Annotated in this window: 20 protein-coding genes; 15 read left to right on the plus strand and 5 right to left on the minus strand. The window is 71.3% G+C overall.

All coding sequences use genetic code 11. The features are described from left to right. Window positions 1-31 precede the first annotated feature (31 nt). Window positions 32-1,270, plus strand: coding sequence for a haloacid dehalogenase-like hydrolase (locus AB0N07_RS17820; protein ID WP_365835921.1), 1,239 nt, complete (start codon window positions 32-34; stop codon window positions 1,268-1,270). 15 nt (window positions 1,271-1,285) lie between these two features. Here AB0N07_RS17820 and AB0N07_RS17825 read toward each other — a convergent pair whose 3' ends face one another. Then, window positions 1,286-2,488, minus strand: coding sequence for an amino acid deaminase/aldolase (locus AB0N07_RS17825; RefSeq protein WP_365835923.1), 1,203 nt, complete (start codon window positions 2,486-2,488; stop codon window positions 1,286-1,288). 1,123 nt (window positions 2,489-3,611) lie between these two features. Between AB0N07_RS17825 and AB0N07_RS17830 the strand changes: the two genes are divergently transcribed. Together AB0N07_RS17830 and mycP are read left to right on the plus strand one after the other, a co-directional pair. Beyond that, window positions 3,612-4,532 (plus strand): hypothetical protein, encoded by a 921-nt coding sequence (locus tag AB0N07_RS17830; RefSeq protein WP_365835925.1) that lies wholly within the window; start codon window positions 3,612-3,614, stop codon window positions 4,530-4,532. Next, window positions 4,529-5,695 carry a type VII secretion-associated serine protease mycosin gene (gene mycP, locus AB0N07_RS17835; protein ID WP_365835927.1) on the plus strand — a complete coding sequence of 389 codons (1,167 nt, stop codon included), beginning with the start codon at window positions 4,529-4,531 and terminating at the stop codon, window positions 5,693-5,695. Before AB0N07_RS17830 ends, mycP begins: the two co-directional genes overlap by 4 nt. Window positions 5,696-5,708: 13 nt before the next feature. On the opposite strand, the gene AB0N07_RS17840 is transcribed toward mycP, so the two are convergent. Next, complete coding sequence (locus AB0N07_RS17840; protein ID WP_365835929.1) at window positions 5,709-6,713, minus strand: serine hydrolase; 1,005 nt, start codon at window positions 6,711-6,713, stop codon at window positions 5,709-5,711. A 160-nt stretch (window positions 6,714-6,873) separates the two neighbouring features. On the opposite strand from AB0N07_RS17840, the gene AB0N07_RS17845 reads away from it, so the two are divergent. Next, entirely contained in the window at window positions 6,874-7,608 is a 735-nt protein-coding gene (locus AB0N07_RS17845) for an SseB family protein (protein ID WP_365835931.1), read from the plus strand. A 15-nt stretch (window positions 7,609-7,623) separates the two neighbouring features. Here AB0N07_RS17845 and AB0N07_RS17850 read toward each other — a convergent pair whose 3' ends face one another. After that, window positions 7,624-8,001, minus strand: a complete 378-nt coding sequence (locus tag AB0N07_RS17850) for a DUF1844 domain-containing protein (protein WP_365835933.1) — start codon at window positions 7,999-8,001, stop codon at window positions 7,624-7,626. A 361-nt stretch (window positions 8,002-8,362) separates the two neighbouring features. Here AB0N07_RS17850 and infC point away from each other — a divergent pair, with 361 nt between their 5' ends. The 10 genes from infC (at window position 8,363) to AB0N07_RS17900 (ending at window position 19,445) form a co-directional block, all read left to right on the plus strand. Next, on the plus strand, window positions 8,363-9,055 hold the full coding sequence (gene infC / locus AB0N07_RS17855) for a translation initiation factor IF-3 (RefSeq protein WP_365835958.1): 693 nt from the start codon (window positions 8,363-8,365) through the stop codon (window positions 9,053-9,055). 111 nt (window positions 9,056-9,166) lie between these two features. Next, window positions 9,167-9,361 (plus strand): 50S ribosomal protein L35, encoded by a 195-nt coding sequence (gene rpmI, locus AB0N07_RS17860; protein ID WP_004933563.1) that lies wholly within the window; start codon window positions 9,167-9,169, stop codon window positions 9,359-9,361. Window positions 9,362-9,472: 111 nt separating this feature from the next. Then, a complete protein-coding gene (gene rplT / locus AB0N07_RS17865) occupies window positions 9,473-9,856 on the plus strand; it encodes a 50S ribosomal protein L20 (RefSeq protein ID WP_004933571.1) in 384 nt (127 codons plus the stop codon). Window positions 9,857-9,951: 95 nt separating this feature from the next. Further along, a complete protein-coding gene (locus AB0N07_RS17870) occupies window positions 9,952-10,794 on the plus strand; it encodes an RNA methyltransferase (RefSeq protein ID WP_365835936.1) in 843 nt (280 codons plus the stop codon). Between the two features lie 55 nt (window positions 10,795-10,849). Continuing rightward, window positions 10,850-11,995: an ATP-binding protein gene (locus AB0N07_RS17875; protein WP_365835938.1), complete on the plus strand. Its 1,146-nt coding sequence runs from the start codon at window positions 10,850-10,852 to the stop codon at window positions 11,993-11,995. 150 nt (window positions 11,996-12,145) lie between these two features. After that, entirely contained in the window at window positions 12,146-13,267 is a 1,122-nt protein-coding gene (pheS, locus tag AB0N07_RS17880; RefSeq protein ID WP_365835940.1) for a phenylalanine--tRNA ligase subunit alpha, read from the plus strand. Then, the gene (gene pheT, locus AB0N07_RS17885) at window positions 13,267-15,780 is read left to right on the plus strand and encodes a phenylalanine--tRNA ligase subunit beta (protein ID WP_365835942.1); all 2,514 of its coding nucleotides are present in this window, start codon (window positions 13,267-13,269) and stop codon (window positions 15,778-15,780) included. The genes pheS and pheT overlap by 1 nt, the downstream gene beginning before the upstream one ends. Before the next feature lie 300 nt (window positions 15,781-16,080). Beyond that, window positions 16,081-17,154: a PP2C family protein-serine/threonine phosphatase gene (locus AB0N07_RS17890; protein WP_365835944.1), complete on the plus strand. Its 1,074-nt coding sequence runs from the start codon at window positions 16,081-16,083 to the stop codon at window positions 17,152-17,154. A 336-nt stretch (window positions 17,155-17,490) separates the two neighbouring features. Next, entirely contained in the window at window positions 17,491-18,831 is a 1,341-nt protein-coding gene (locus AB0N07_RS17895) for a transcriptional regulator (protein ID WP_365835946.1), read from the plus strand. Window positions 18,832-18,905: 74 nt separating this feature from the next. Further along, window positions 18,906-19,445 (plus strand): NUDIX hydrolase, encoded by a 540-nt coding sequence (locus AB0N07_RS17900; RefSeq protein WP_365835948.1) that lies wholly within the window; start codon window positions 18,906-18,908, stop codon window positions 19,443-19,445. Between the two features lie 27 nt (window positions 19,446-19,472). On the opposite strand, the gene AB0N07_RS17905 is transcribed toward AB0N07_RS17900, so the two are convergent. Together AB0N07_RS17905 and AB0N07_RS17910 are read right to left on the minus strand one after the other, a co-directional pair. Continuing rightward, window positions 19,473-19,730 carry a hypothetical protein gene (locus tag AB0N07_RS17905; protein ID WP_030945808.1) on the minus strand — a complete coding sequence of 86 codons (258 nt, stop codon included), beginning with the start codon at window positions 19,728-19,730 and terminating at the stop codon, window positions 19,473-19,475. A 224-nt stretch (window positions 19,731-19,954) separates the two neighbouring features. Continuing rightward, window positions 19,955-20,830, minus strand: a complete 876-nt coding sequence (locus AB0N07_RS17910) for a 3-hydroxybutyryl-CoA dehydrogenase (protein ID WP_365835950.1) — start codon at window positions 20,828-20,830, stop codon at window positions 19,955-19,957. A gap of 185 nt (window positions 20,831-21,015) precedes the next feature. Between AB0N07_RS17910 and AB0N07_RS17915 the strand changes: the two genes are divergently transcribed. Then, complete coding sequence (locus AB0N07_RS17915; protein ID WP_365835952.1) at window positions 21,016-22,287, plus strand: family 10 glycosylhydrolase; 1,272 nt, start codon at window positions 21,016-21,018, stop codon at window positions 22,285-22,287. The last annotated feature ends 360 nt before the right edge of the window (window positions 22,288-22,647 follow it).

Below are 22,647 nucleotides of genomic sequence, written 5' to 3' on the forward strand. Positions count from 1 at the left end.
CCACGGGGACAAAACGGTACGGTCCACGCGTATGCGACAGCTTCTCGCGTGGACCCTGGCCGCGGCCGCCGCCCTGGCGGCCGCGCCCACCGCACCCCCCGTCTCCCCGCACTCGGACTGCCCCCGCCTGACCGGCATCTGGTACGGCGACAACCGCGCCCGCCTCCAGCAGGTGATCGACGAGCGCGGCACCTGCTCGGGAGCCGGCGGCCACCCGGTCGCCGTCTTCGACTGGGACAACACCGTCACCAAGAACGACGTCACCGACGCCACCCTCTCCTGGTCCCTCAGACACGACCGGCTCCTGCGCCCCGCGAGCTGGAAGCACACCAGCCCCTGGCTCACGGACGCCGCCGACCACGCCCTGACCGAGGCCTGCGGGACCGGCACCCCCGAACCCCTGCGCACCTCGACCAACGCCCGCTGCACGGACGAGATCCTCGACATCCGGGAGAACGCCACCACCGCGAGCGGCGCCCCCGCCTTCGCCGGCACCTGGAACCACCGCCGCACCGTCCCGCAGTACGCCTGGGTGCCCCAGCTCTTCGCCGGCCGCACTCCCGCCGAACTCGCCTCCTACGCCCGCCAGGCCCGCACCGAGGCCCTGGCGGCCCCCATCGGCGCCACCCGCACCCTCGGCACCCACACCGTGCCCGCCTACGTCCGCTACTACGACCAGCAGCGCGACCTCATCCGCACCCTCCAGCGGGCCGGATTCGACGTCTACATCGTCTCCGCGGGCTCCGGACCGATCACCGAGGTCTGGTCCCGGGCCATCGGCATCGACCCGGCCCACACCATCGCCATCCGCTCGCTCCTCGACCGCCGCGGCCGCATCACGCCCAGCAACCAGGGCTGCGGCAACGTACCCGCGACCCGCGGCACGGTGATCCCGTACATCGACGGCAAACGCTGCTGGATCAACCAGGAGATCTACGGCGTCCACGGCGCCGCGGCCTGGCAGCGGCAGCCGTGGCCGCGGCGCCCGGCCCTCGCGGCCGGGGACGCCGACACCGACGTCACCTTCGTCGGCGACGCGACCGGCGCGCACCTCGTCCTCAACCGCAACAAGCCGGAACTGATGTGCCGGGCCTACGACAACGCCGACGGCCGCTGGCTGATCAACCCCATGTTCATCGACCCCCTGCCGCGCAGGCCGGACCCGTACCCCTGCTCGACCAGGGCCCACAACGCGTCCGACGGCGCCAAGGACCCCCTCCTGCGGGACGACGGCTTCGCAGTCCCGGACCAGGCGGACACCGTGTACTGACGGGCAGTCAACCGGCTAGAGGAAGGTGTGGCCTTCCCCGCGGTACGTCGGGACGGTCGCCGTCACCGCGTCCCCCTCGATCAGATGCAGCACGTCGAAGCGCTCGCACAGCTCACCGGCCTTGGCGTGGCGGAACCACACCTTGTCGCCGATCAGCAGGTCGTCGGCAGGGGAGCCGAGCAGCGGGGTCTGCACCTCGCCGGGTCCCTCCTGGGGGTCGTAGCGCAGCCCCTCAGGCAGGTGCGGGACGGGCAGCCGGTCGCTCCCGGGCGCACCGGAGGCGGGATATCCGCCGCCGAGGACCGTCACGACCCCGACCCCTGGCCGGCGTACGACGGGCTGGGCGAACAGGGCCGCCGGACGCCCGCTGAACGAGGTGTAGTTGTCGAACAGCCGGGGCACGTACAGCCCCGAGCCGGCGCCGATCTCGGTGACGGCGTCCTCGGCGGCGGTGTGCTGCACACTGCCGGTGCCGCCGCCGTTGACGAACTCCAGGTCCGGTACGACCGCCCGCACCGCCCGCACCACCTCGCCGCGCCGCTCGGCCAGCTCCCGGCGGGCCGTCGCCTGCATGAGCCGTACGGCACGCGACCGCAGCGGCTGCCCGGCGACGGAGTCACCGACGCCCGCGATGTGGCCCTCGTACGCCATGATCCCCACGACCTTGAACCCCGGGCGCCGGGCCACCAGCCGGGCCATGTCGGCGACCTGGGCGGGCGAGTGCAGCGGCGAGCGGCGCGCCCCGACGCGCACGCGCCCCCCGAACAGCTTCAAAGCGGTGTCCAACTCCAGGCAGACCCGGATGACTTCACGCCCGCCGTCGCGGGCCTCGTCGATGAGCCTCAGCTGTGCGGGATCGTCGATCATGACGGTCACCGCGGCGGCCAGCTTGGGGTCGGAGGCCAGCTCCGCGAAGCGGGCGCGGTCCGCGGACGGATAGGCGAGCAGGATGTCGTCGAAGCCGCCGCGTGCCAGCCAGAGGGACTCGGCGAGGGTGAAGGACATGATGCCCGCGAACCCGTCCCGTGCGAGGACCCGCTCCAGCAGGGCCCGGCAGCGGACGGACTTGCTGGCGACCCGGATCGGCTTGCCGCCCGCGCGGCGCACGAGATCGTCCGCGTTGGCGTCGAAGGCATCCAGGTCCACGATGGCGAGAGGGGCGTCGAGATGGGCGGTGGCCCGGTCGTAGCGGACCCGGTCGGCGGCGCGCGCAGTCATGAACGAAGCCTGCCAGACAGGATTACCGCAGGGTAGGGGGACGTTCCGGGCAGATGCCTCGTGCTCGTGGACTGGTTCCCGTTCTGACAGGGGCAGCCCGTAGAGTGACGCGCACGTACGGCGGAACGGCGACGGTTGCACATGCATCCGGATGCCGGTCCGTTCGTGCGGGTATGCGTGCCCGGGACGGACTGGCCCGGCGTCGACCGGTTGAGCGCAAGGACGACGGCCCGCGTACAGGTAGACGGCCCGGGCGCGAGGAAACGGGGGGCGCATGAGCACGGAAGCGCAGCACGCCTCCATTCCGCCGCGCCCTGCCCAGCCGCCGACGGTCGGATCGTCGCCGTCGGAAAGCCGTCCGCAGGACGCCGAGACGGCCTCCGGCGCTGCCTGGTCCCCGTGGCGAGGCTCCGAACGCTTCGAGGCCTTCGGCCACCGCACCCCCTCCACGGGTTCGAACGCCGAGCCGGAACCGACCCGGGACGGTGTTGCAGGGGGCGAGGCCTGGTCGAGTCCGCAGACTCCACCCCCGCCGCAGACCTCGGCCCGCTTCCCGGACGCCCCTCCGGTGGCCGACCGCGAGGAAGCCCGCACACCCGCACCGAGCACCGCCGTACCCCCACGCCGGAGCCACCGCCCCACACCCCCGCCCGGCGCCACGAACGCCCCCGCTGCTCCGGGCACGCGATCGCCTTCTGCGGGTGCGGTTTCGGGGTCTGGCTCGGCCGTGCCGCCGAGTTCGCGTGCCTCGGCCGGTTCGAGCAAGCCGTCGGGGACCCCGTCGCCGTCTGCTGACCCGTCGCACCGGCCTGAGCCGGCCGCCGCGTCCGCGCCTCCTGCCGGTTCGACCACGCCTCCGGTGACGACCGGCCCGCCTCCCGTCGATCCGCCGCGGCGCCCCGGCTCGGCTGCCGGGCCCATGCCTCCTTCCCGCCCGGCCACGGCCACGCCGCCACCCCGCCCGGCCGCTGCCCCCGCCGAACCGACCCACCGGCCCGGCTCAACCCCCGGCACGGCCGTCCCTCCGGTGCCGTCTGCGCGCCCGAGTGCACCCCCCGGCGCGGCCGCACCTCCCATGCCGTCCACGCGCCCGATCGCCGGCCCCGCGTCGCAGTCGCCGCCCATGCCGCCTCTGCCGGACACCCGGGTGGAAGGCGTGGGGCCCGACCCGGCGCTTTCCTGGAGTGCTCCGGGGGCGCCCGGCGGGGGACTCGCGGGCGGGCGGCCCCTGGTGTCCTTCGGGGAGCCCGAGGGGTACGACGAGCGGGTCCGGCCACGGCCGCTGAGCGGGCGGGTGCGTTCGCGCACTGTCGCCGTCGCCGCGTGTGTCGTGCTCGGACTCGGTCTCATCGGCGGGGCCGTGACCGGGAGTTGGCTGGTCGGCGGTTCCGGGGACGACGGAGGACAGGACACCTTCGCCGCGGCCGGGAGCCTGTGGCACAGCGTGCCCGTGGACCGGCTGTTCCCGCGCACCGTGCAGGGCACGGGTGCCGGACCCGGCGGCGCCGACCGGACCTGGACCCGCATCGCCGTCGCACCGGACAGCGGATGCAAGGACGCCTTCGACCCCCTGCTGAAGAAGGCCCTCGCACCGGTCGGCTGCCGGCGGCTGCTCCGCGCCACCTACACCGACGCCACCCAGAGCTTCGTCACGACCGTCGGCCTCCTGTTCACCGAGGCCGACACCGCATCCATGAACTCCCTCGCCAAACGCTTCCAGAGCCAGGGCCTCGGCACCCGCACCGACCTCATGCCCCGCCCCTACGCCGCGAAGAACACCGCCGCCGCCCGCTTCGGCAGCAAGCAGCGCGCCTCCTGGACGGTTTCCGTCCTCACCGACGCCCCCGTCGTCGTCTACGCGGTCTCCGGCTGGGCCGACGGCCGCAGCGTCGACACCCCGGTCCCCGCCGAGCAGGCCACCCAGGCCGGCGCCACCGCGGCCCCCGCCCAGGCAGGCCTCGGCAACGAGGCCCAGGGCCTCGCCGACCGCATCGAACGGGCCCTGCGCAAAGACGTCACCTCGCCCACGGAGAACCCCTCGTGACGCGCCGCACCGCAGCGCTGAGCGTCCTGCTCGCCGCCTCCCTCGCCCTGGTGCCGTCCACCGTCGCGCACGCCGACGGCATACGCGCCCAGCAATGGGCCCTCGACGCCCTGCACACCCAGCAGGCCTGGCAGATCACCAAGGGCAGGGGCATCACCGTCGCCGTCCTCGACACCGGCGTCGAGGCCGACCACCCCGACCTCGTCGGCAACGTCCTGCCCGCCCAGGACATGATCGGCTTCGGGGCCAGGCAGGGCGACCGGGCATGGGCCCGGCACGGCACCGCCATGGCCGGCATCATCGCCGGGCACGGACACGGCCCCGGCGACGCCGACGGCGTCATGGGCATCGCCCCCGAGGCGAAGATCCTGCCGGTGCGGGTGATCCTCGAGGACGGCGACACCGCCCGCGGCAAGGCCCGCTCCACCCGCGGCAACGCCCTCGCGGAAGGCATCCGCTGGGCCACCGACCACGGCGCCGACGTCATCAACCTCTCCCTCGGCGACGACTCCGCCTCCGCCCACCCCGAACCCGCCGAGGACGAGGCCGTCCAGTACGCCCTGAAGAAGAACGTGACCGTCGTCGCCTCGGCCGGCAACGGCGGCGACAAGGGCGACCACGTCTCCTACCCGGCCGCCTACCCGGGCGTCATCGCCGCGACCGCCGTCGACAGCTTCGGCGTCCGCGCCTCGTTCTCCACCCGCCGCTGGTACGCCACCGTCAGCGCCCCCGGCGACAAGATCGTCATCGCCGACCCCGACCACAAGTACTACGAGGGCTGGGGGACCAGCGCCGCCTCGGCGTTCGTCTCGGGCGCGGTCGCCCTCATCAAGGCCGCCCACCCCGGGCTGGCCCCCGCCCAGATCAAGCAGCTCCTCGAGGACACCGCCCGCAACCCTCCCGCCGGCGGCCGCGACGACTCCCGCGGCTTCGGCATGATCGACCCGGCCGCCGCGATCAAGGCCGCCGGCCGCCTCAAGCCCAAGGGCCTGCAGGCGGTGTCGTACGGCGAGAAGTACTTCGGCCCCGGCCCGGACGCGTCCACGTCCGGTGACGGCACCAGCGGTTGGGCGGCCCCGCTCGCGGGCAGCCTCGGCGGGGTGCTGCTCGTCGTGGCGGTCTTCCTGTGGCGCGGCCGCCGCCCACGCTTCGACGGCTTCTGAGCCCGCCGGCCCGTCACTCCGGGACGGACGCGGAGGGCGAAGCAGCGGCGGACGAGGACGAGGCGCGCCCGGCCGGCACGGAAACCGCCGCCTTCGCCACCGACTCGACCAGCGAAATCCCCTTCGCCTGTGTCGAGTTGCCCTTGGACAGCACCGCCACCAGGTGGTCGCGGCCGTCGACCGTCACCCGCCCGATGCTGTTGACGTCCCACAGTCCGGTCGTGCTGCGCGGCAGCCAGCCGTTCTTCAGCGCCCACGCTGAGCCGTCGGCCGCCGCCGACACGCCCCACTGCTGGTCGGCCTCGATCCGTCCCATCAGCCCCCGCAGATACGTCTGCGAGGCCTCGCTGAGCTTCGACTCCTCCTCGAACACCTGCTGCAGCAGCGTGAGTTGATCGGCGGCCGTGGTCTGCGTCAGCCCCCACAGCATGCCGTCGCCGCCCTCGGTGTCCGTGAGCCCCAGCCGCTCGTTCGCGGCGTCGAGACCCTCCGCCCTGCCGATGGTCCGCCACAGCTCGGAGGCGGCGGTGTTGTCGCTGTTCTCGATCATCGTGGTGGCGTACGACTTCTCGGCCGCCGTGAGGTGCCGGCCCGCGTCCTGCGCCTGGAGCAGCAGCGCCGCCAGGATGTCGACCTTGACGATGCTCGCCGTGTCGAACGCGCCGTCCCCGTACGAGGCGCTCTCGCCCGAGTCCAGGTCCAGCACCGCCACCGACACCTGGACGCCGTCCTCGACGGGCACCGACTTCACGGCCTCGGCCAGCAACGCGTCGTGGTCCACGGCCGGCTCCGCCACAGGTTCCACCGCATCCTCCCCGTCCGCCGTGCCCGAGGTGGAGGCCGACGCCGTCGCCGACGACGATACGGGGCTCCCACCGGAGTGCGCCCGAGCCTTCACATACACGGTCCCGGCGGCCGTACCGCCGACGACGGCAACGACGGCGAGGGCGGTATGGAGCAGGGTGCGCGTCCCGGACGGACGGGCGCGGCGGCTGCGGCGGGCTCTGGGGGACTCCATCCCGCGATGCTGGAGGCGGCGACTGTGCGCCCCGTTAGACGGAAGTTAGATGTGCGTCAGGGAAATCTGAGAAAGCCGTGAACCCTGTGAACCGGCGGTTTCCGGGGCCGCACAAGCCCAGCAGCATCCCCCCGATATCCGCCCGATAGGGTCGGTGACCGTGGCGAACAAGAACATTCCCGACTCCGGCTTCTCCGACGACGACGGCACCGCCGACCCCCGGCTCAGCGCCGCGCTCACCGCCTGGGCCGAGGACCGTACCGCTGTGGGCCCCGTCCTGGAGGCACTCAAGGGCGCCCGGTTGCTCGTCCCCGTGGTGGCCGTGCTCGGCGAGGTCGAGGAGGACGAGAACGGGCTGCGCCGCGAGAAGACCAGCGACATGGCCGTACCGACCCTCAAGGCCGGCTCCCGCACCGCCCTGCCGGCCTTCACCTCCACCGACTCGCTGGCCCGCTGGGACCCGGCGGCCCGCCCCGTCGCCGTACCCCTGCACCAGGCGCTGCAGGCCGCCGCGCACGAGAAGGCGGACACGGTGGTACTGGACCTCGCTGGACCCGTGCCCTTCGAACTGACCGGCTCCGCGCTGCTCGCGCTTGCGGAGGGACGTACGACGGCCGACCCGCTGGCCGATCCCGCGGTCGTGGAGTCGGTGCGTACCGCCGTCGCTGCCGTGGGAGCGGTGGAGCGGGCCTATCTCGGACCTGGACAGGGCGACGGCACTCTCGCCCTGGTCCTCTACCCCGGGATGCCGAACGACGCGAGCGTCCATGCCGTCGCTCGGCGCCTCGCCGCCGACGAAACACTGAGGGCCCGCCTGGTGCGCGGCCTCGACCTGGCACTGCTGCCGGCCGGGGCGACGCCGCCGGGCGAGCCCTTGTACGTACGCGGCAAGTAGATTTACTACCCGGAGCTAGCCGTAAACGGGGCCCGTGTACTTCTCGCCCGGCCCCTGGCCCGGCTCGTCCGGGACGAGGGACGCCTCGCGGAACGCCAGCTGCAGCGACTTCAGGCCGTCGCGCAGCGGCGCCGCGTGGAAGGAGCTGATCTCGGTCGCGCTCGCGTCCAGCAGACCGGCCAGCGCGGTCACCAGCTTGCGGGCCTCGTCCAGGTCCTTGTACTTGTCGCCCTCCCCTTCCTGTGGGGCCAGACCGAGCTTCACCGCGGCGGCGCTCATCAGGTTGACGGCGACCGTCACGATCACCTCGACGGCGGGCACCTCGGCGATGTCGCGGGTCATGGCGTCGAAGTCGGCGGGGGACTCGGAAGACTCAGGAGGGGTGTCACTCATGTCCCACACGATAGGGCCCGGTGCAGGCCGGTTAGCACCACCCCCGGGTTGCTGCTAACCTTGTGTGACGACCGGCTGGACGCTCGCGTGTCCGGCCCACAAGTGGAGGCTCCGATCTCCCACCCGACCGTCCCCAGGGATGGCGGGTCACCCCGGTCAGGCGGCCACCATCGTTCCGTACGGACGATGGAGTCGCCCGAAAGCGCGCCCCGCGTCATCGCGGCGGTGCTCCGGTAGTGCTTTGGAGCCCCGCCTGTGATCGTCCGGGGCATTTTTCATGCTTCGGCGCGGTTAGGTCTAACGAAAGAGACATACGCGGCTGTCCGCCAGACCGCCGTGTGGTGCTAACCGAGGAGGATCCATCAGCGCCGAGCCCCGCATCAACGACCGGATTCGCGTTCCCGAGGTGCGACTTGTCGGTCCCAGTGGCGAGCAGGTGGGCATTGTCCCGCTGGCCAAGGCACTGGAGCTTGCGCAGGAGTACGACCTGGACCTGGTCGAGGTCGCGGCGAACGCCCGTCCGCCCGTGTGCAAGCTCATGGACTACGGGAAGTTCAAGTACGAGTCGGCCATGAAGGCCCGTGAGGCGCGCAAGAACCAGGCGCACACGGTCATCAAGGAGATGAAGCTCCGGCCGAAGATCGACCCGCACGACTATGACACCAAGAAGGGTCACGTCGTCCGGTTCCTCAAGCAGGGCGACAAGGTCAAGATCACGATCATGTTCCGTGGTCGCGAGCAGTCCCGGCCGGAGCTCGGCTACCGACTGCTGCAGCGTCTCGCGGAGGACGTCCAGGACCTCGGCTTCGTGGAGTCGAACCCGAAGCAGGACGGCCGAAACATGATCATGGTTCTCGGTCCGCACAAGAAGAAGACCGAGGCGATGGCCGAGGCCCGCCAGGCGCAGGAAGCCCGCAAGGCAGACGCGAAGGCCAACCCCGGCAAGTCGCAGAACGCCGCGGAGACCGAGCATGCCGTGGCGACCGAGGACTCCGTGGAGACCGAGGACTCCGTGGAGACCGAGGCTCCTGCCGAGGCTTCCGCCGAGGCGTGATCCCGGGGGACGCAAGTCCCCAGGACGTAACCGAAACACGAACGACGCTCCACCGTGCCCGGTTTTCGCGACCGGGCACCGGAGCGCCACCGACGAGGAGAGAACGGCGCTATGCCGAAGAACAAGTCGCACAGCGGTGCCAGCAAGCGCTTCAAGGTCACCGGCTCCGGCAAGGTGCTCCGTGAGCGCGCCGGCAAGCGCCACCTGCTCGAGCACAAGTCGTCCCGCGTGACGCGTCGCCTCACCGGCAACGCCGAGATGGCCCCGGGCGACGCCGCGAAGATCAAGAAGCTTCTCGGCAAGTGACGTGAACGGCGCCTGATCATTCGATCGCCGAGCGCCGTACGTCTGGACCGGGACCCAATCGTTTCCGGGCCGTGTGAGTCCAACCACGGCCCCGCTACAAGGAGTTAACAAGTGGCACGCGTCAAGCGGGCAGTCAACGCCCACAAGAAGCGCCGGGCGATCCTCGAGCAGGCCTCCGGCTACCGCGGTCAGCGTTCGCGCCTGTACCGCAAGGCCAAGGAGCAGGTCACCCACTCGCTGGTCTACAACTACAACGACCGCAAGAAGCGCAAGGGTGACTTCCGCCAGCTGTGGATCCAGCGCATCAACGCCGCTGCCCGCGCCAACGGCATCACGTACAACCGCTTCATCCAGGGTCTGAAGGCCGCGAACGTCGAGGTCGACCGCAAGATCCTGGCCGAGCTGGCCGTCAACGACGCCACCGCGTTCGCCGCGCTGGTCGAGGTTGCGCAGAAGGCCCTGCCGGCGGACGTCAACGCCCCCAAGGCGGCGTGACGCTTCTCGCTGCGCTGGCGTGAGCCGACGTGACTGTACGGACCCGTGGGTTGCTGCCCGCGGGTCCGTTTCGTTGAGTGAGTTAGGTGACCCTGATGCCTCCCGTTACCCCTGAGCTGATCTCACCCCGTTCCCCCCGCGTCCTGGCCGCCCGGCGGCTCGCCAGGCGGAACTTCCGGGGGAAGGAGCGGCTGTTCCTGGCCGAGGGGCCGCAGGCCGTGCGGGAAGCCGCCGGTCACGGGCTGGTGGAGCTGTTCGCCACGGTCGAGGCCGCGGAGCGGTACGCCGACATCGTGGGGGAGGCCCGGGCCGTCGGGGCTCGTGTGCACCTCGCCTCCGAGGACGTCATCGCCGACATCTCGACCACCGTCACGCCCCAGGGGCTCGTCGGCATCTGCCGGTTCCTGGACACGCCCTTCGAGGAGATCCTGGCCGCCCGGCCCAAGCTCGTCGCCGTGCTCGCGCATGTGCGGGACCCGGGGAACGCCGGGACCGTGCTGCGGTGCGCCGATGCCGCCGGAGCCGAGGCCGTCGTACTGACCGACGCGTCCGTCGACCTCTACAACCCCAAGGCCGTACGGGCGTCCGTGGGCTCGCTGTTCCATCTCCCCGTCGCCGTCGGCGTGCCCGTGGAGGACGCGGTCGAGGGGCTCAAGCGGGTCGGTGTGCGGATCCTCGCCGCCGACGGGGCCGGGGCCGACGACCTCGACGACGAGCTCGACAAGGGGACCATGGGCGGGCCGACCGCCTGGGTGTTCGGGAACGAGGCGTGGGGGCTTCCGGAGGAGACCCGCGCACTCGCGGACGCCGTGGTGCGCGTGCCGATCCACGGGAAGGCCGAGAGCCTGAACCTCGCCACCGCGGCCGCCGTATGTCTGTATGCGTCGGCCCGTGCACAGCGCGCCTCGACAGGGTGCCGTTCCGTCACTGAGAGCTAGTAGGGTGACCAGCTCGGGGGCCACCTGCGCCGTCTGAAGGGTGGGGTTGCGGGGAATGAGTGTCGGCACGGGCAGTGCACGGGGACCACGGGACGCGCAGCGGGCGCCCGCGCCCCGGCACGGCGATCTCGCCGGGCTCGGCATCGACCCCGACGAACTGCCCGACGGCCTCGTGGTCGCCGACGAGCACGGCCATGTCATCTGCTTCAACGCCGCCGCCGAGCGCATCACCGCCGTCCCCGCCCGGGACGCCCTCGGACAGCGTCTGGAGAAGGCGCTGCCGTTAGAGGACCTGGAGGGGCGGCGCTGGTGGCAGCTGACCGACCCGTACGGCGGGCTCGCCATTCGCCGGCGGCAGCCCGAGCGGAACCTGCTGCTTCCCGGAGGCTGCGAGGTTCTCGTCTCCGCCCGGTACGTCCGAAGTGAAGCCGCCGGCCCGGTCCGCCGTGTCGTCGTCTCACTGCGCGACACCGAGGCCCGCCGCCGCACCGAGCGCAGTCACGCCGAGCTGATAGCGACCGTGGCCCATGAGCTCCGCTCGCCGCTGACCTCCGTCAAGGGCTTCACCGCCACGCTCCTCGCCAAGTGGGAACGGTTCACCGACGACCAGAAGCGGCTGATGCTGGAGACCGTCGACGCCGACGCCGACCGGGTCACCCGGCTCATCGCCGAGCTGCTGGACATCTCGCGGATCGACAGCGGGCGGCTGGAAGTGCGGCGCCAGCCGGTCGACATCGGTGCGGCCGTGGGGCGGCACATCCAGGCGTACGTCGCCGCCGGGCAGCCCGCCGACCGGTTCCTGCTGAGGATCGAGCAGCCGTTGCCCTCGCTGTGGGCGGACCCCGACAAGATCGACCAGGTGCTCAGCAACCTGCTGGAAAATGCGGTGCGGCACGGCGAGGGAACCGTCACGATTGACATCACGGCCACGGCGTCCCCCCGAGAGGACGAAGGCCAGGAAGCAGCAGCCACGTCGGTCACGGTGAGCGACGAGGGGCCCGGCATCCCGGAGGAGTCCATGAACCGCGTCTTCACCCGCTTCTGGCGGGGCAGCAAGCGCGGCGGCACGGGCCTCGGGCTCTACATCGTCAAGGGCATCGTCGAGGCCCACGGCGGCACCATCACGGTCGGCCGCGCGTCCCAGGGCGGGGCGGAGTTCCGATTTACGTTGCCCGTGGCGGCCCCGGCGTATCTCACCTGAGTGCCGGAGAGCGGTCCACGGGCGCATTCGTACACCTCCACCCCGTTAGACTCGGCCTTTGGCACCTTTGTGTCCCATGGACGGCCCTCTGACCTCTGTGTGAGTCGGTGACGGGGACCTTCAGCCAGCCAATCGGAAGCACGGGAAGAGATGTCGGCACCGAATAAGTCGTACGACCCTGTAGAGGTCGAGGCGTTGAAACCGGAAGAGATCGAGCGCATGCGGGACGAGGCGCTCGCCGCCTTCGCCGCAGCGAGCTCCCTCGACGCGCTCCAGGAGGCCAAGGTCGCCCACACCGGGGGCACCTCCCCGCTGGCCCTCGCCAACCGCGAGATCGGCGCCCTGCCCCCGCACGCCAAGGCCGCCGCCGGCAAACTGGTCGGCCAGGCCCGCGGCGCCGTCAACAAGGCGCTCGCCGGCCGGCAGGCCGAGCTGGAGGCCGAGCGGGACGCGCGCGTGCTGGTCGAGGAGTCGGTGGACGTCACGCTGCCGTACGACCGCGTACCGGCCGGCGCCCGCCACCCGCTGACCACCCTCTCGGAGCGCATCGAGGACGTCTTCGTGGCCATGGGCTACGAGGTCGCCGAGGGCCCCGAGATCGAGGCGGAGTGGTTCAACTTCGACGCCCTCAACATCGGCCCGGACCACCCGGCCCGCGGCGAGCACGACACCTTCTTCGTCGAAGGCCCCGAGGGCGGCACCGAGTCCGGTGTCGTGCTGCGCACCCACACCTCGCCGGTCCAGATCCGCTCCCTCCTCAGCCGTGAGCTGCCGGTCTACGTGATCTGCCCGGGCCGGGTGTACCGCACCGACGAGCTGGACGCCACGCACACCCCCGTCTTCCACCAGGTCGAGCTGCTCGCCGTGGACGAGGGCCTGACCATGGCCGACCTCAAGGGCACCCTGGACCACATGGTCCAGTCGCTGTTCGGCGAGGGCATGAAGACCCGGCTGCGGCCCAACTTCTTCCCGTTCACCGAGCCGTCCGCCGAGATGGACATGGTGTGCTACGTCTGCCGCGGCGAGTCCGTCGGCAACCCCGACCGCCCCTGCCGCACCTGCTCCTCCGAAGGCTGGATCGAGCTCGGCGGCTGCGGCATGGTCAACCCGCGGGTGCTCACCGCCTGCGGCGTCGACCCGGAGAAGTACAGCGGCTTCGCCTTCGGGTTCGGCATCGAGCGGATGCTGATGTTCCGCCACAACGTCGAGGACATGCGAGACATGGTCGAGGGTGACGTCCGGTTCACCCGGCCGTTCGGGATGGAGATCTGATGCGGGTCCCGCTTTCTTGGCTGCGGGAGTACGTCGACCTGCCAGCGACGGAAACCGGCCGTGACGTCCAGGAGAAGCTCGTCTCGGCGGGGCTCGAGGTCGAGACCGTCGAGCACCTCGGCGCCGACCTCAAGGGCCCGCTCGTCGTCGGCAAGGTGCTGACCATCGAGGAGCTGACGGAGTTCAAGAAGCCGATCCGCTTCTGCACCGTCGACGTCGGCCAGGCCAACGGCACCGGCGAGCCCCAGGAGATCGTCTGCGGCGCCCGCAACTTCGCCGTCGGCGACAAGGTCGTCGTCGTGCTTCCGGGGGCCACGCTGCCCGGCGGCTTCTCCATCTCCGCGCGCAAGACGTACGGCAAGACGTCCCACGGCATGATCTGCTCCAGCGACGAGCTGGGCATGGGCGACGACGGCACGCACGGCATCATCGTGCTGCCGCCGGAGGCCGAGGTCGGCAAGGACGCCATCGAACTGCTCGAACTCGTCGACGAGGTCCTGGACATCGCCGTCACCGCGAACCGCGGCGACTGCCTGTCCATCCGCGGTGTCGCCCGCGAGACCGCCATCGCCTACGGCCTGCCGCTGCGCGACCCGGCCCTGATCGACGTACCCGGCCCGAACGCGTTCGGCTACCCGGTGCAGGTCTCCGAACCGCTCGGCTGCGACCGCTTCACCGCGCGCACGGTCACCGGGCTCAGCCCCGAGGCGCGCTCCCCGATCTGGCTGCAGCGCCGGCTGCAGAAGGTCGGCATGCGCCCGGTCTCGCTCGCCGTCGACGTCACCAACTACGTGATGATGGAGCTCGGCCAGCCGCTGCATGCCTACGACCGCTCGCTGGTCAAGGGCACCATCGGCGTGCGCCGCGCCGAGCCGGGCGAGAAGCTCGTCACGCTCGACGGCGTCACCCGCACCCTGGACGCCGAAGACCTCGTCATCACCGACGACCGCGGCCCCATCGGCCTCGCGGGCGTCATGGGCGGCGCCAACACCGAGATCGCCGACCACGACGACACCGAGAACTCGACCAGCGACGTCGTGATCGAGGCCGCCCACTTCGACGCGGTCTCCATCGCCCGCACGGCACGGCGCCACAAGCTGTCCTCCGAGGCGTCCCGCCGCTTCGAGCGCGGCGTCGACCCGCAGGCCGCGGCCGCCGCCGCACAGCGCACGGTCGACCTGCTGGTGCTGCTCGCGGGCGGCACCGCCGAGGCCGGCGTCACCGAGGTCATCACGCCGTCCGGCCCGCACACCATCACCGTCCCGGCCGACCACCCGGACAAGGTGGCGGGCGTCGACTACGGCCGCGAGACCGTCGTGCGGCGGCTGCAGGAGATCGGCTGCGACGTGTACGGGCAGGACGAGCTGATCGTCACCGTGCCGTCCTGGCGGCCCGACCTCCGCGAGGTCAACGACATCGCGGAGGAGGTCATCCGCCTGGAGGGCTACGAGAACCTGCCCTCCACGCTGCCCAAGCTCCCCTCGGGCCGCGGCCTCACCCACCGGCAGCGGCTGCACCGCCGGGTCGGCCGCGCGCTGGCCGGGGCGGGCTATGTCGAGGCGCCGAACTACCCCTTCGTCAGCGAGCAGGTCTTCGACCAGCTGCTGCTGGAGGCCGACGACCCCAGCCGCCGTTTCGTGAAGCTCACCAACCCGCTCAGCGACGAGGAGCCCGCGCTCCGCACCTCGCTGCTGCCGGGCCTGCTGGGTGCCCTGCGCCGCAACAACGGCCGGGGCTCGCACGACCTCGCGCTGTTCGAGACCGGACTGGTGTTCCTCCCGCGCGAGGAGCAGAAGACAGCCGTCGCCCTGCCCGTCGACCGGCGTCCCACCGACGAGGAGATCGCCGAACTGAACGCCGCGCTGCCCGAGCAGCCGCGCCATCTCGCCGTCGTCCTCGCGGGCGCCCGCGAGCAGGCCGGCTGGTGGGGCAAGGGCCGTCCGGCGGACTGGGCCGACGCGGTCGAGGCGGGGCGCGTCGCCGCGCGGGAAGCCGGAGCCGAGCTGATCGTCCGCAAGGGCCAGTACGGTCCGTGGCACCCCGGTCGCTGCGCCGAGCTCGCGGTCGTCGTCGACGGCACGGAGACGGTCGTCGGGCACGCGGGTGAGCTGCACCCGCGGGTGGTGAAGGCCCTCGGGCTGCCCGAGCGCACCAGTGCGATGGAGATCGACCTGGATGTGCTGGAGCAGGTCGGCAACGACACCCCGCAGGCGCCGGGCATCTCCACGTTCCCGGTGGCCACGCAGGATGTCGCGCTGGTCGTCGACAAGTTCGTGCCGCATGCCGAGGTCGAGGCTGCGCTGCGGGACGGGGCGGGAGAGCTCCTGGAGGCGATCCGGCTGTTCGACGTGTACGAGAACGCCGAGCAGTTGGGTGAGGGGCGGAAGTCGCTGGCGTATGCATTGCGCTTCCGGGCCGCGGATCGGACGCTGACGGTCGACGAGGCGTCCGCTGCTCGGGATGCCGCCGTTGCCCTGGCGGGCGAGCGTACCGGGGCGGTCTTGCGGGCCTAGTGCGCCCAAGGTGCGGGAGCTGTTGTTGGTTGGCGGCTGAGGGTTCTACGTGGTTGATCGCGCCCACGCGGCGGTAGCCGCAAATTCAACACAGCCCCGCGCCCCTTCGGGGGCGCTCCTGCCCCGCCCTGTGAATATGCCCCCCACCTGCATAAATGCGGATGGCCTGGAGGTTGTCACTCGTTTGGGTGGCAACTTCGGGTGATCTGGCCCTGTCCGGCCATGCCGTGGACAGAATCGGACCGGCCTTTCGGGGTCGGTCCGTCTGTGCTTCTGGGCCTGAGTGGGGGGCCAATCGGCATGATCCGCATCAAGGCTGGCGTTCCCCGCGGGGCGGGGCGGCTGCCGTTGCGCCGGGTGTTTGCGCTGGGGCTGCCCGCGGTGTGGGGCGCCATGGCGATCACGTACAAACTGGCCTGTCCGCTCGCCCAGCAGAACGGACTGGGGGCGCGCATCGGCACCAGTGCCGTCTTCTTCGCGGTGGGCACCGGGCTGATACTCCACGTCCGGCATGTGATGCTCCGCGAGCTCAGAGAGGTGCGGCAGGTCGCGGGGGCCGCGCAGAGTGTGCTGCTGCGGCCGCTGCCGCCGCGGATCGACGGGCTCGACATCGCCGCGGCCCAGCTGTCCGCGGACCGCAGTGCGGTCATCGGCGGCGATCTGTACGAGGTCATCGCCACCGAGCACGGTGTGCGGGTCGTGATGGGCGATGTGCGTGGGCACGGGCTCGCCGCCATCGGTACGGCCGCAGCCGTGCTCGGCAGCTTCCGCGAGGCCGTGCACGACGAGGCCGAACTCGGCAGTGTGCTGCGGCGGCTGGAGCGGGCGCTGGCCCGGCATCTGCGGGAACGGGCCCGCGCCGAGCATCCCTCGGCCGGAGCGGAGCCGGACCACCCGGTCGCCGAGGAGTTCGTCACCGTACTGCTGCTGGAGATCCAGCCGGACGGCGAGGTGCGCGTCCTCAACTGCGGGCACCCCTGGCCGTATCTGCTGGGGCCGGCCCGGGCCGAGCTGCTGACCCGGGCCGAACCGCTGCCTCCCCTCGGGCCGTTCCCGTTGCCCGCCGAGCTGCCCGCGCTGCCGTGCGGTCGGCTGCTGCCCGGCGAGGCGCTGTTCCTGCACACGGACGGTGTCGAGGACGCCCGGGACGGACGTGGCCGGTTCTTTTCGCTGCCGGCCGCGCTAGCCGAGGCCGTGGGTGCCGGGCCGGTCTCCCCGCAGTCGGTACTGCGCGCCGTCTTCGCCGGGCTGCTGCGCCATGCGGGAGGAAGACCTGCCGACGACGTCGCACTCCTCGTCCTCCGCAACGACCGCCGCCACGCGGTGCACGCCCCTGGGGAGCCGGTAGGCCACCGGGCACACCACCGTCTTTAGGGGCGCGGGGAACTGCGCGACAAGCCACGACGCACCCGCGGCCGACAATGCGCCCGATACGCCACGGCGTTGAGTCGCACCGCCAAGCCGCCGGCAGGCCGTCCGCCCCGCCACGGAGTGTCGGGCAGGCAGCTGGGCGGACGGCGCGGAAGCGGGCCGCCGCACTGTACGAGGGGGAGCCGGCGGCCCGGCCGGCCTCTTGCGAGGCATTTCAGTCAACCGGCTGGAAACTCTCCGCGACAGAGCGCGTACGCTGCGGATTCGAGCACTCCGTTCACACCCCGTGTGAAGCCGTTCGCACTACGCTGACGGCACCGAGCGATCCGGGGGGCACCTATGCAGCCCAACACTCTGCTCGACGCGATCCTGGACGAGGCCGGGATCTCGCATGCGGGGCTGGCGGCACACGTCAATCAGGCGGGGCGGGCGCGCGGCCTCGCGCTCCGGTACGAACACACCGCCGTCGCGCGGTGGTTGAAGGGGCAGCGGCCCCGAGGGCAGGTGCCCGACCTGATCTGCGAGGTGCTCGCGGGACGGCTGCACCGGCCGGTCACGCTCGACGACATCGGCCTCGGGGTGCCCGGCGAGCCGTCCACCCCGCACGGCACCTCGCTGTCCGGCTTCGTCGAGCGGGCCACCGCGCTGTGGCGCTCCGACGAGCAGCAGCGCCCGCACATCCTGGGTGCGCCCGCGGTCACCGGCACGCCTGCCGTCATGCCCGTGTGGGAGTGGGAGAACCCGCCCGAGGACGTGGACGTCTCGCGCGGCGGCCGGCACCGGGTCACCCCGGGGGACATCGAGATGCTGCGCGCGGCCCGCACCCACTACGAGCAGATGTACCGCAAGGCCGGCGGCATAGCCACGCGCACGCGGATCGTCGGCTTCCTCAACGCCGAGGCCGCCCCGCTGCTGCGCGGCAGCTACACCGACGCCACCGGCCGCCAACTGCACCGGGCCACGGGCGGTTTGGTGGCGATCGCGGGCATCTGCGCCTACGACTCCGACGCGCACGGGCTCGCCCAGCGCTACTTCCACCAGGCGCTCAGGCTGGCGAAGGCCAGCGGGGACCGGGGCCTTGGCGCCTATGTGATCGCACTGCTGGTCAACCAGGCGCTGTTCATGCGGGAGTACCGCCAGGCGGTGGCCTTCGCGGAGGCCGCGCTGCGCGCCGCCGGCAAGCACATCACCCCCGCCCTCGCCTCCGATCTGTACGCGATGCAGGCCAAGGCGTACGCACACCTCGGCGACGGCACGAGCGCCCTGTCCTGCATCCGGCGTGCCGAGCTGGCCGCCGAACGCATCCGGCGGGGGTACGAACCCGACGAAACCGGCTATGTCCAGCCGGGTCTTGTCAACGTCCAGGTGGCGGAGGCACTGCTCAGCCTCGGCGAACTCGTGGCCGCCGGGGAGCATGCCGCGGCGGCCGTCGACAACCCCGCGCACGACCGCGGCCGGGTGCACCGGCTCGCCATGCTCTCCACGATCGAACTGCGCCAGGGCAACGCCGACAAGGCCGTGGCCACCGCGGTGCAGATGGCCGAACAGGCCCGCGGAATGGAGTCCCAGCGGCTGCGCGACAGACTCCGCGCGGTACGCGAATACCTGGTGCGCAGCGGCTGTGCGGGCACCGGCGAAGCCGCCGAACTCATCGACGGAGCACTGCGCGTACCGCTGTAGACAGGTTCCTGAGCGCCGACACTCACCGTCCCTGCTGCGATATTGCCACTTACTCGACGGAAGGTGGCAGAACCGTGCAGTGGACGAAACAGAACGAACAAACTGTGTATGAAAACCGCTGGTTCACCGTCAACCTGGCAGATGTGGAACTGCCGGACGGGCGGCACCTGGACCACTTTCTGATACGGCTGCGGCCCGTCGCCGTGGCCACGGTGGTGAACGAGGCCAATGAAGTCCTCCTCCTGTGGCGCCACCGCTTCATCACCGACAGCTGGGGGTGGGAACTCGCTGCGGGCGTGGTCGAGGACGGCGAGGACATCGCCGTCGCGGCCGCCAGGGAACTCGAGGAAGAGACCGGCTGGCGACCGGGACCGCTGCAGCACCTCATGAGCGTCGAGCCGTCCAACGGCCTCACCGACGCCCGGCATCACATCTACTGGGCCGACGAGGGCGAGTACGTCGGACATCCCGTGGACGACTTCGAGTCGGACCGCCGGGAATGGGTCCCCCTCAAACTCGTCCCCGACATGGTCGCCCGCGGCGAGGTCCCGGCCGCCAACATGGCGGCCGCGTTACTGCTCCTGCACCACCTCAGGCTCGGGCAGGACGACTGACCCTGATCCCTACCGCGCCCTTGTCCCTCAGTGGCCCAGGGCCTGCCATACCGTCACGACGAGCGCGCCCACTGCCGTCAGTGCCGCGACCGCGGGCAGCGGCCAGCGGGCGTGCTCCAGGGCGATGATCCGTGCGCTGAGATCGTCGACTTCCTTGTGTGTCTCCTCGGTGCGATGGTTGAGCAGGGCCAGCCCTCCCTCGACACGCGCGTACGCGACATCGAGGCGGCGGCGTAACTCTGCGAGTTCTCCATGGACCACGGGATGCTCCGGGTCGGCGGTCACGAGTCCGCTCCTTTCCGTAGTCGTCACATCCCTTGCATTGCGCATGGAGAGTCAACCCGCCTGGTGGGTGCGTGGGGAGCGTGTGCGACGGGCATATGCGGGCCCGGCGCGCACACGGTGTGTGAATGGCACGGGCCCGGCACTCCGAAGAGTGCCGGGCCCGTGTCGGTCGCACTGTGTAATCAGCACCCTGGAACGGGCACTGTGCAAAACCCCGGCCGAGGTCAGCCGTAGGTGTAGAAGCCCGAGCCGGTCTTCCGGCCGAGCCGGCCCGCGTCGACCATGCGCTGGAGCAGCGGGGGAGCGGCGTACAGGGGCTCCTTGTACTCCGCGTACATCGAATTGGCGATGGACACGATGGTGTCCAGGCCGATCAGGTCCGACAGCTTCAGCGGGCCCATCGGGTGGGCGCAGCCCATCTCCATGCCGTTGTCGATGTCCTCGCGGCCCGCGATGCCGGACTCGAACATGCGGATGGCGGACAGCAGATACGGCACGAGCAGCGCGTTGACCACGAAGCCGGAGCGGTCCTGGGCGCGGATGGCGTGCTTGCCGAGAACCTTCTCCGCGAACAGGTGCGCCCGGCCCAGCGTGCCCTCGGAGGTGGTGAGCGCCGGGATCAGCTCGACCAGCTGCTGCACCGGGGCCGGATTGAAGAAGTGGATGCCCACGACGTGGTCCGGGCGGGAGGTGGCGACCGCCAGCTTCACCAGCGGGATGGAGGAGGTGTTGGAGGCCAGGATGGCGTCCGGGCGGGTCACCACCTGGTCGAGCACCTGGAAGATCTCCGTCTTCACCTGCTCGTTCTCGACGACGGCCTCGATCACCAGGTCACGGTCGGCGAACTCGCCCAGGTCGGTGGTGAAGCTCAGCCGGGCCTGCGTCTCGTCCCGCTCCCGCTCGGTGATCTTGCCGCGTTCGGCCGCCTTGCCCAGGGAACTGAACAGCCGGGTCCGGCCGATCTCCAGGGCCTCCCCGGTGGTCTCGGCGACCTTGACGTCCAGACCGGCCCGGGCGCACACCTCGGCGATGCCCGCTCCCATCTGGCCACAGCCGACCACTCCGACGCGCGAGATGTCTCCCGTTGGGAAGTCCGTCACATCGTCCCCTTCGCTGATCTACGAATGCGGCAGCGCCCCGGTGGTTCGGTGCCTGCTCCAAACCTGCACGTTACCTCCGGCGATCGTTGATCGATCGTTCGGGTCCGCGTGGCAGCCTGACGCGGGAGGCGGCCCGGGTCGAGAATCTCCCCCGGTCACGCACATCGGCGCATGGAGGTACGGGAATGCTGCACCGTAGGTCTCGGCTGTCGCGGCGGGCGTTCGCAGCGACGGCCCTGTCGGCTCTTGTGGCGGGGGGCGGTGCAGTGGCGGCGAGTGCCGCGATGGCGGGCGGCGACTCCGAGCGCCGGCGGTCCGTGCCGGAGATGCGGGGCGTCTGGGTGGCGACCGTCGCCAACCGGGACTGGCCCTCCAAACCGGGGCTGACCGCGGCCGAGCAGCGGGCCGAGCTGATCGCCATCCTGGACCGAGCCGTGCACGACCGCCTCAACGCGGTGATGTTCCAGGTACGTCCGACGGCCGACGCGCTGTGGCCCTCCCCGTACGAGCCCTGGTCGCAGGTCCTCACCGGCACCCAGGGCCAGGACCCGGGCTGGGACCCGCTGGGCACGGCGGTGAAGGAGGCCCACGCCCGCGGTCTGGAACTGCACGCCTGGTTCAACCCGTACCGCATCGCCAACAACACCGACGTGACGAAACTGGCCCCCTCCCACCCCGCGCGCAAGCACCCGGAGTGGGTGGTGCCGTACGGCGGGAAGCTCTACTACAACCCGGGGCTGCCGAAGGTGCGTGCCTTCGTGCAGAACGCGATGCTCGACGCGGTGCGGAAGTACCCCGTGGACGCCGTCCACTTCGACGACTACTTCTACCCGTATCCGGTGACCGGCCAGACCTTCGACGACGACGCGGCCTACGCCCGCCACGGCAAGGCCTTCCCGGACCGGGACGCCTGGCGCCGCGACAACATCGACAAGCTGGTGTCCGGGATCGCCGCGCGAATCAAGCAGGTGCGGCCGGGCACGCGCTTCGGCATCAGCCCGTTCGCGGTGTGGCGCAACGCCGCCACCGACGCACGCGGCTCCGACACCCGGGCGGGCGTGCAGACGTACGACGACCTGCACGCGGACACCCGCAAATGGGTGCGGGAGCACTGGATCGACTACATCGCCCCGCAGGTGTATTGGTTGGCACAACCTCTTGACCAGCAGGTTCCCGCAAATTATTCCGTCGTCGTGCCGTGGTGGGCGAACGTCGCGCGGGGTACCGGCGTACAGCTCTACATCGGCGAAGCTCTGTACAAGGCGGGCGACCCGGCGCAGCCTGCGGCATGGCAGGACCCGGCCGAACTCTCCCGGCATCTCACGCTGGCCGCGAAGTATCCGGAGGTGAAGGGCCACATCTTCTTCGCAGCCAAGGATGTTGCGACGGATCGCATCGGTGCGATGGCTCGCGTGGTTGCCGATCACTACCAGCGGCCAGCGAGGGTGCCGCGATGACGGACAGCAGTGGGGCGGGGCTCGATGGTTGCTATGCCCTGTTAGCCAAGCTTCTTGACCAGCACAGCGAGCGGGAGCAGGCCCTTATACGGGGGCAGTTGTTCAGAGCTGAGGTGGTCTCCCAACAACGATGCGCAGAAGTGGGGGATGTGGCTCCGCTGCCCCGGAGAAAGGCAGGGGACGGCTCCGTCAAGGTTGTCGTCAGAAGGCAAGGGGCGTAGTCGTCTGAGGCTCAAGCGGGGAGGCGGGACAGCCCCTCCAAAGAGCAAGGCCGGGAAGTTAAGGCTGGCTGGGGCGCTGTCCAGGCGCGGGTGGGCGTGCTGGCCCTGCGGTGAATGACGAACGGGACCGCTGGTAGAT

The sequence above is a fragment of the Streptomyces sp. NPDC051172 genome, assembly GCF_040682555.1.
Lineage (GTDB): Bacteria > Actinomycetota > Actinomycetes > Streptomycetales > Streptomycetaceae > Streptomyces.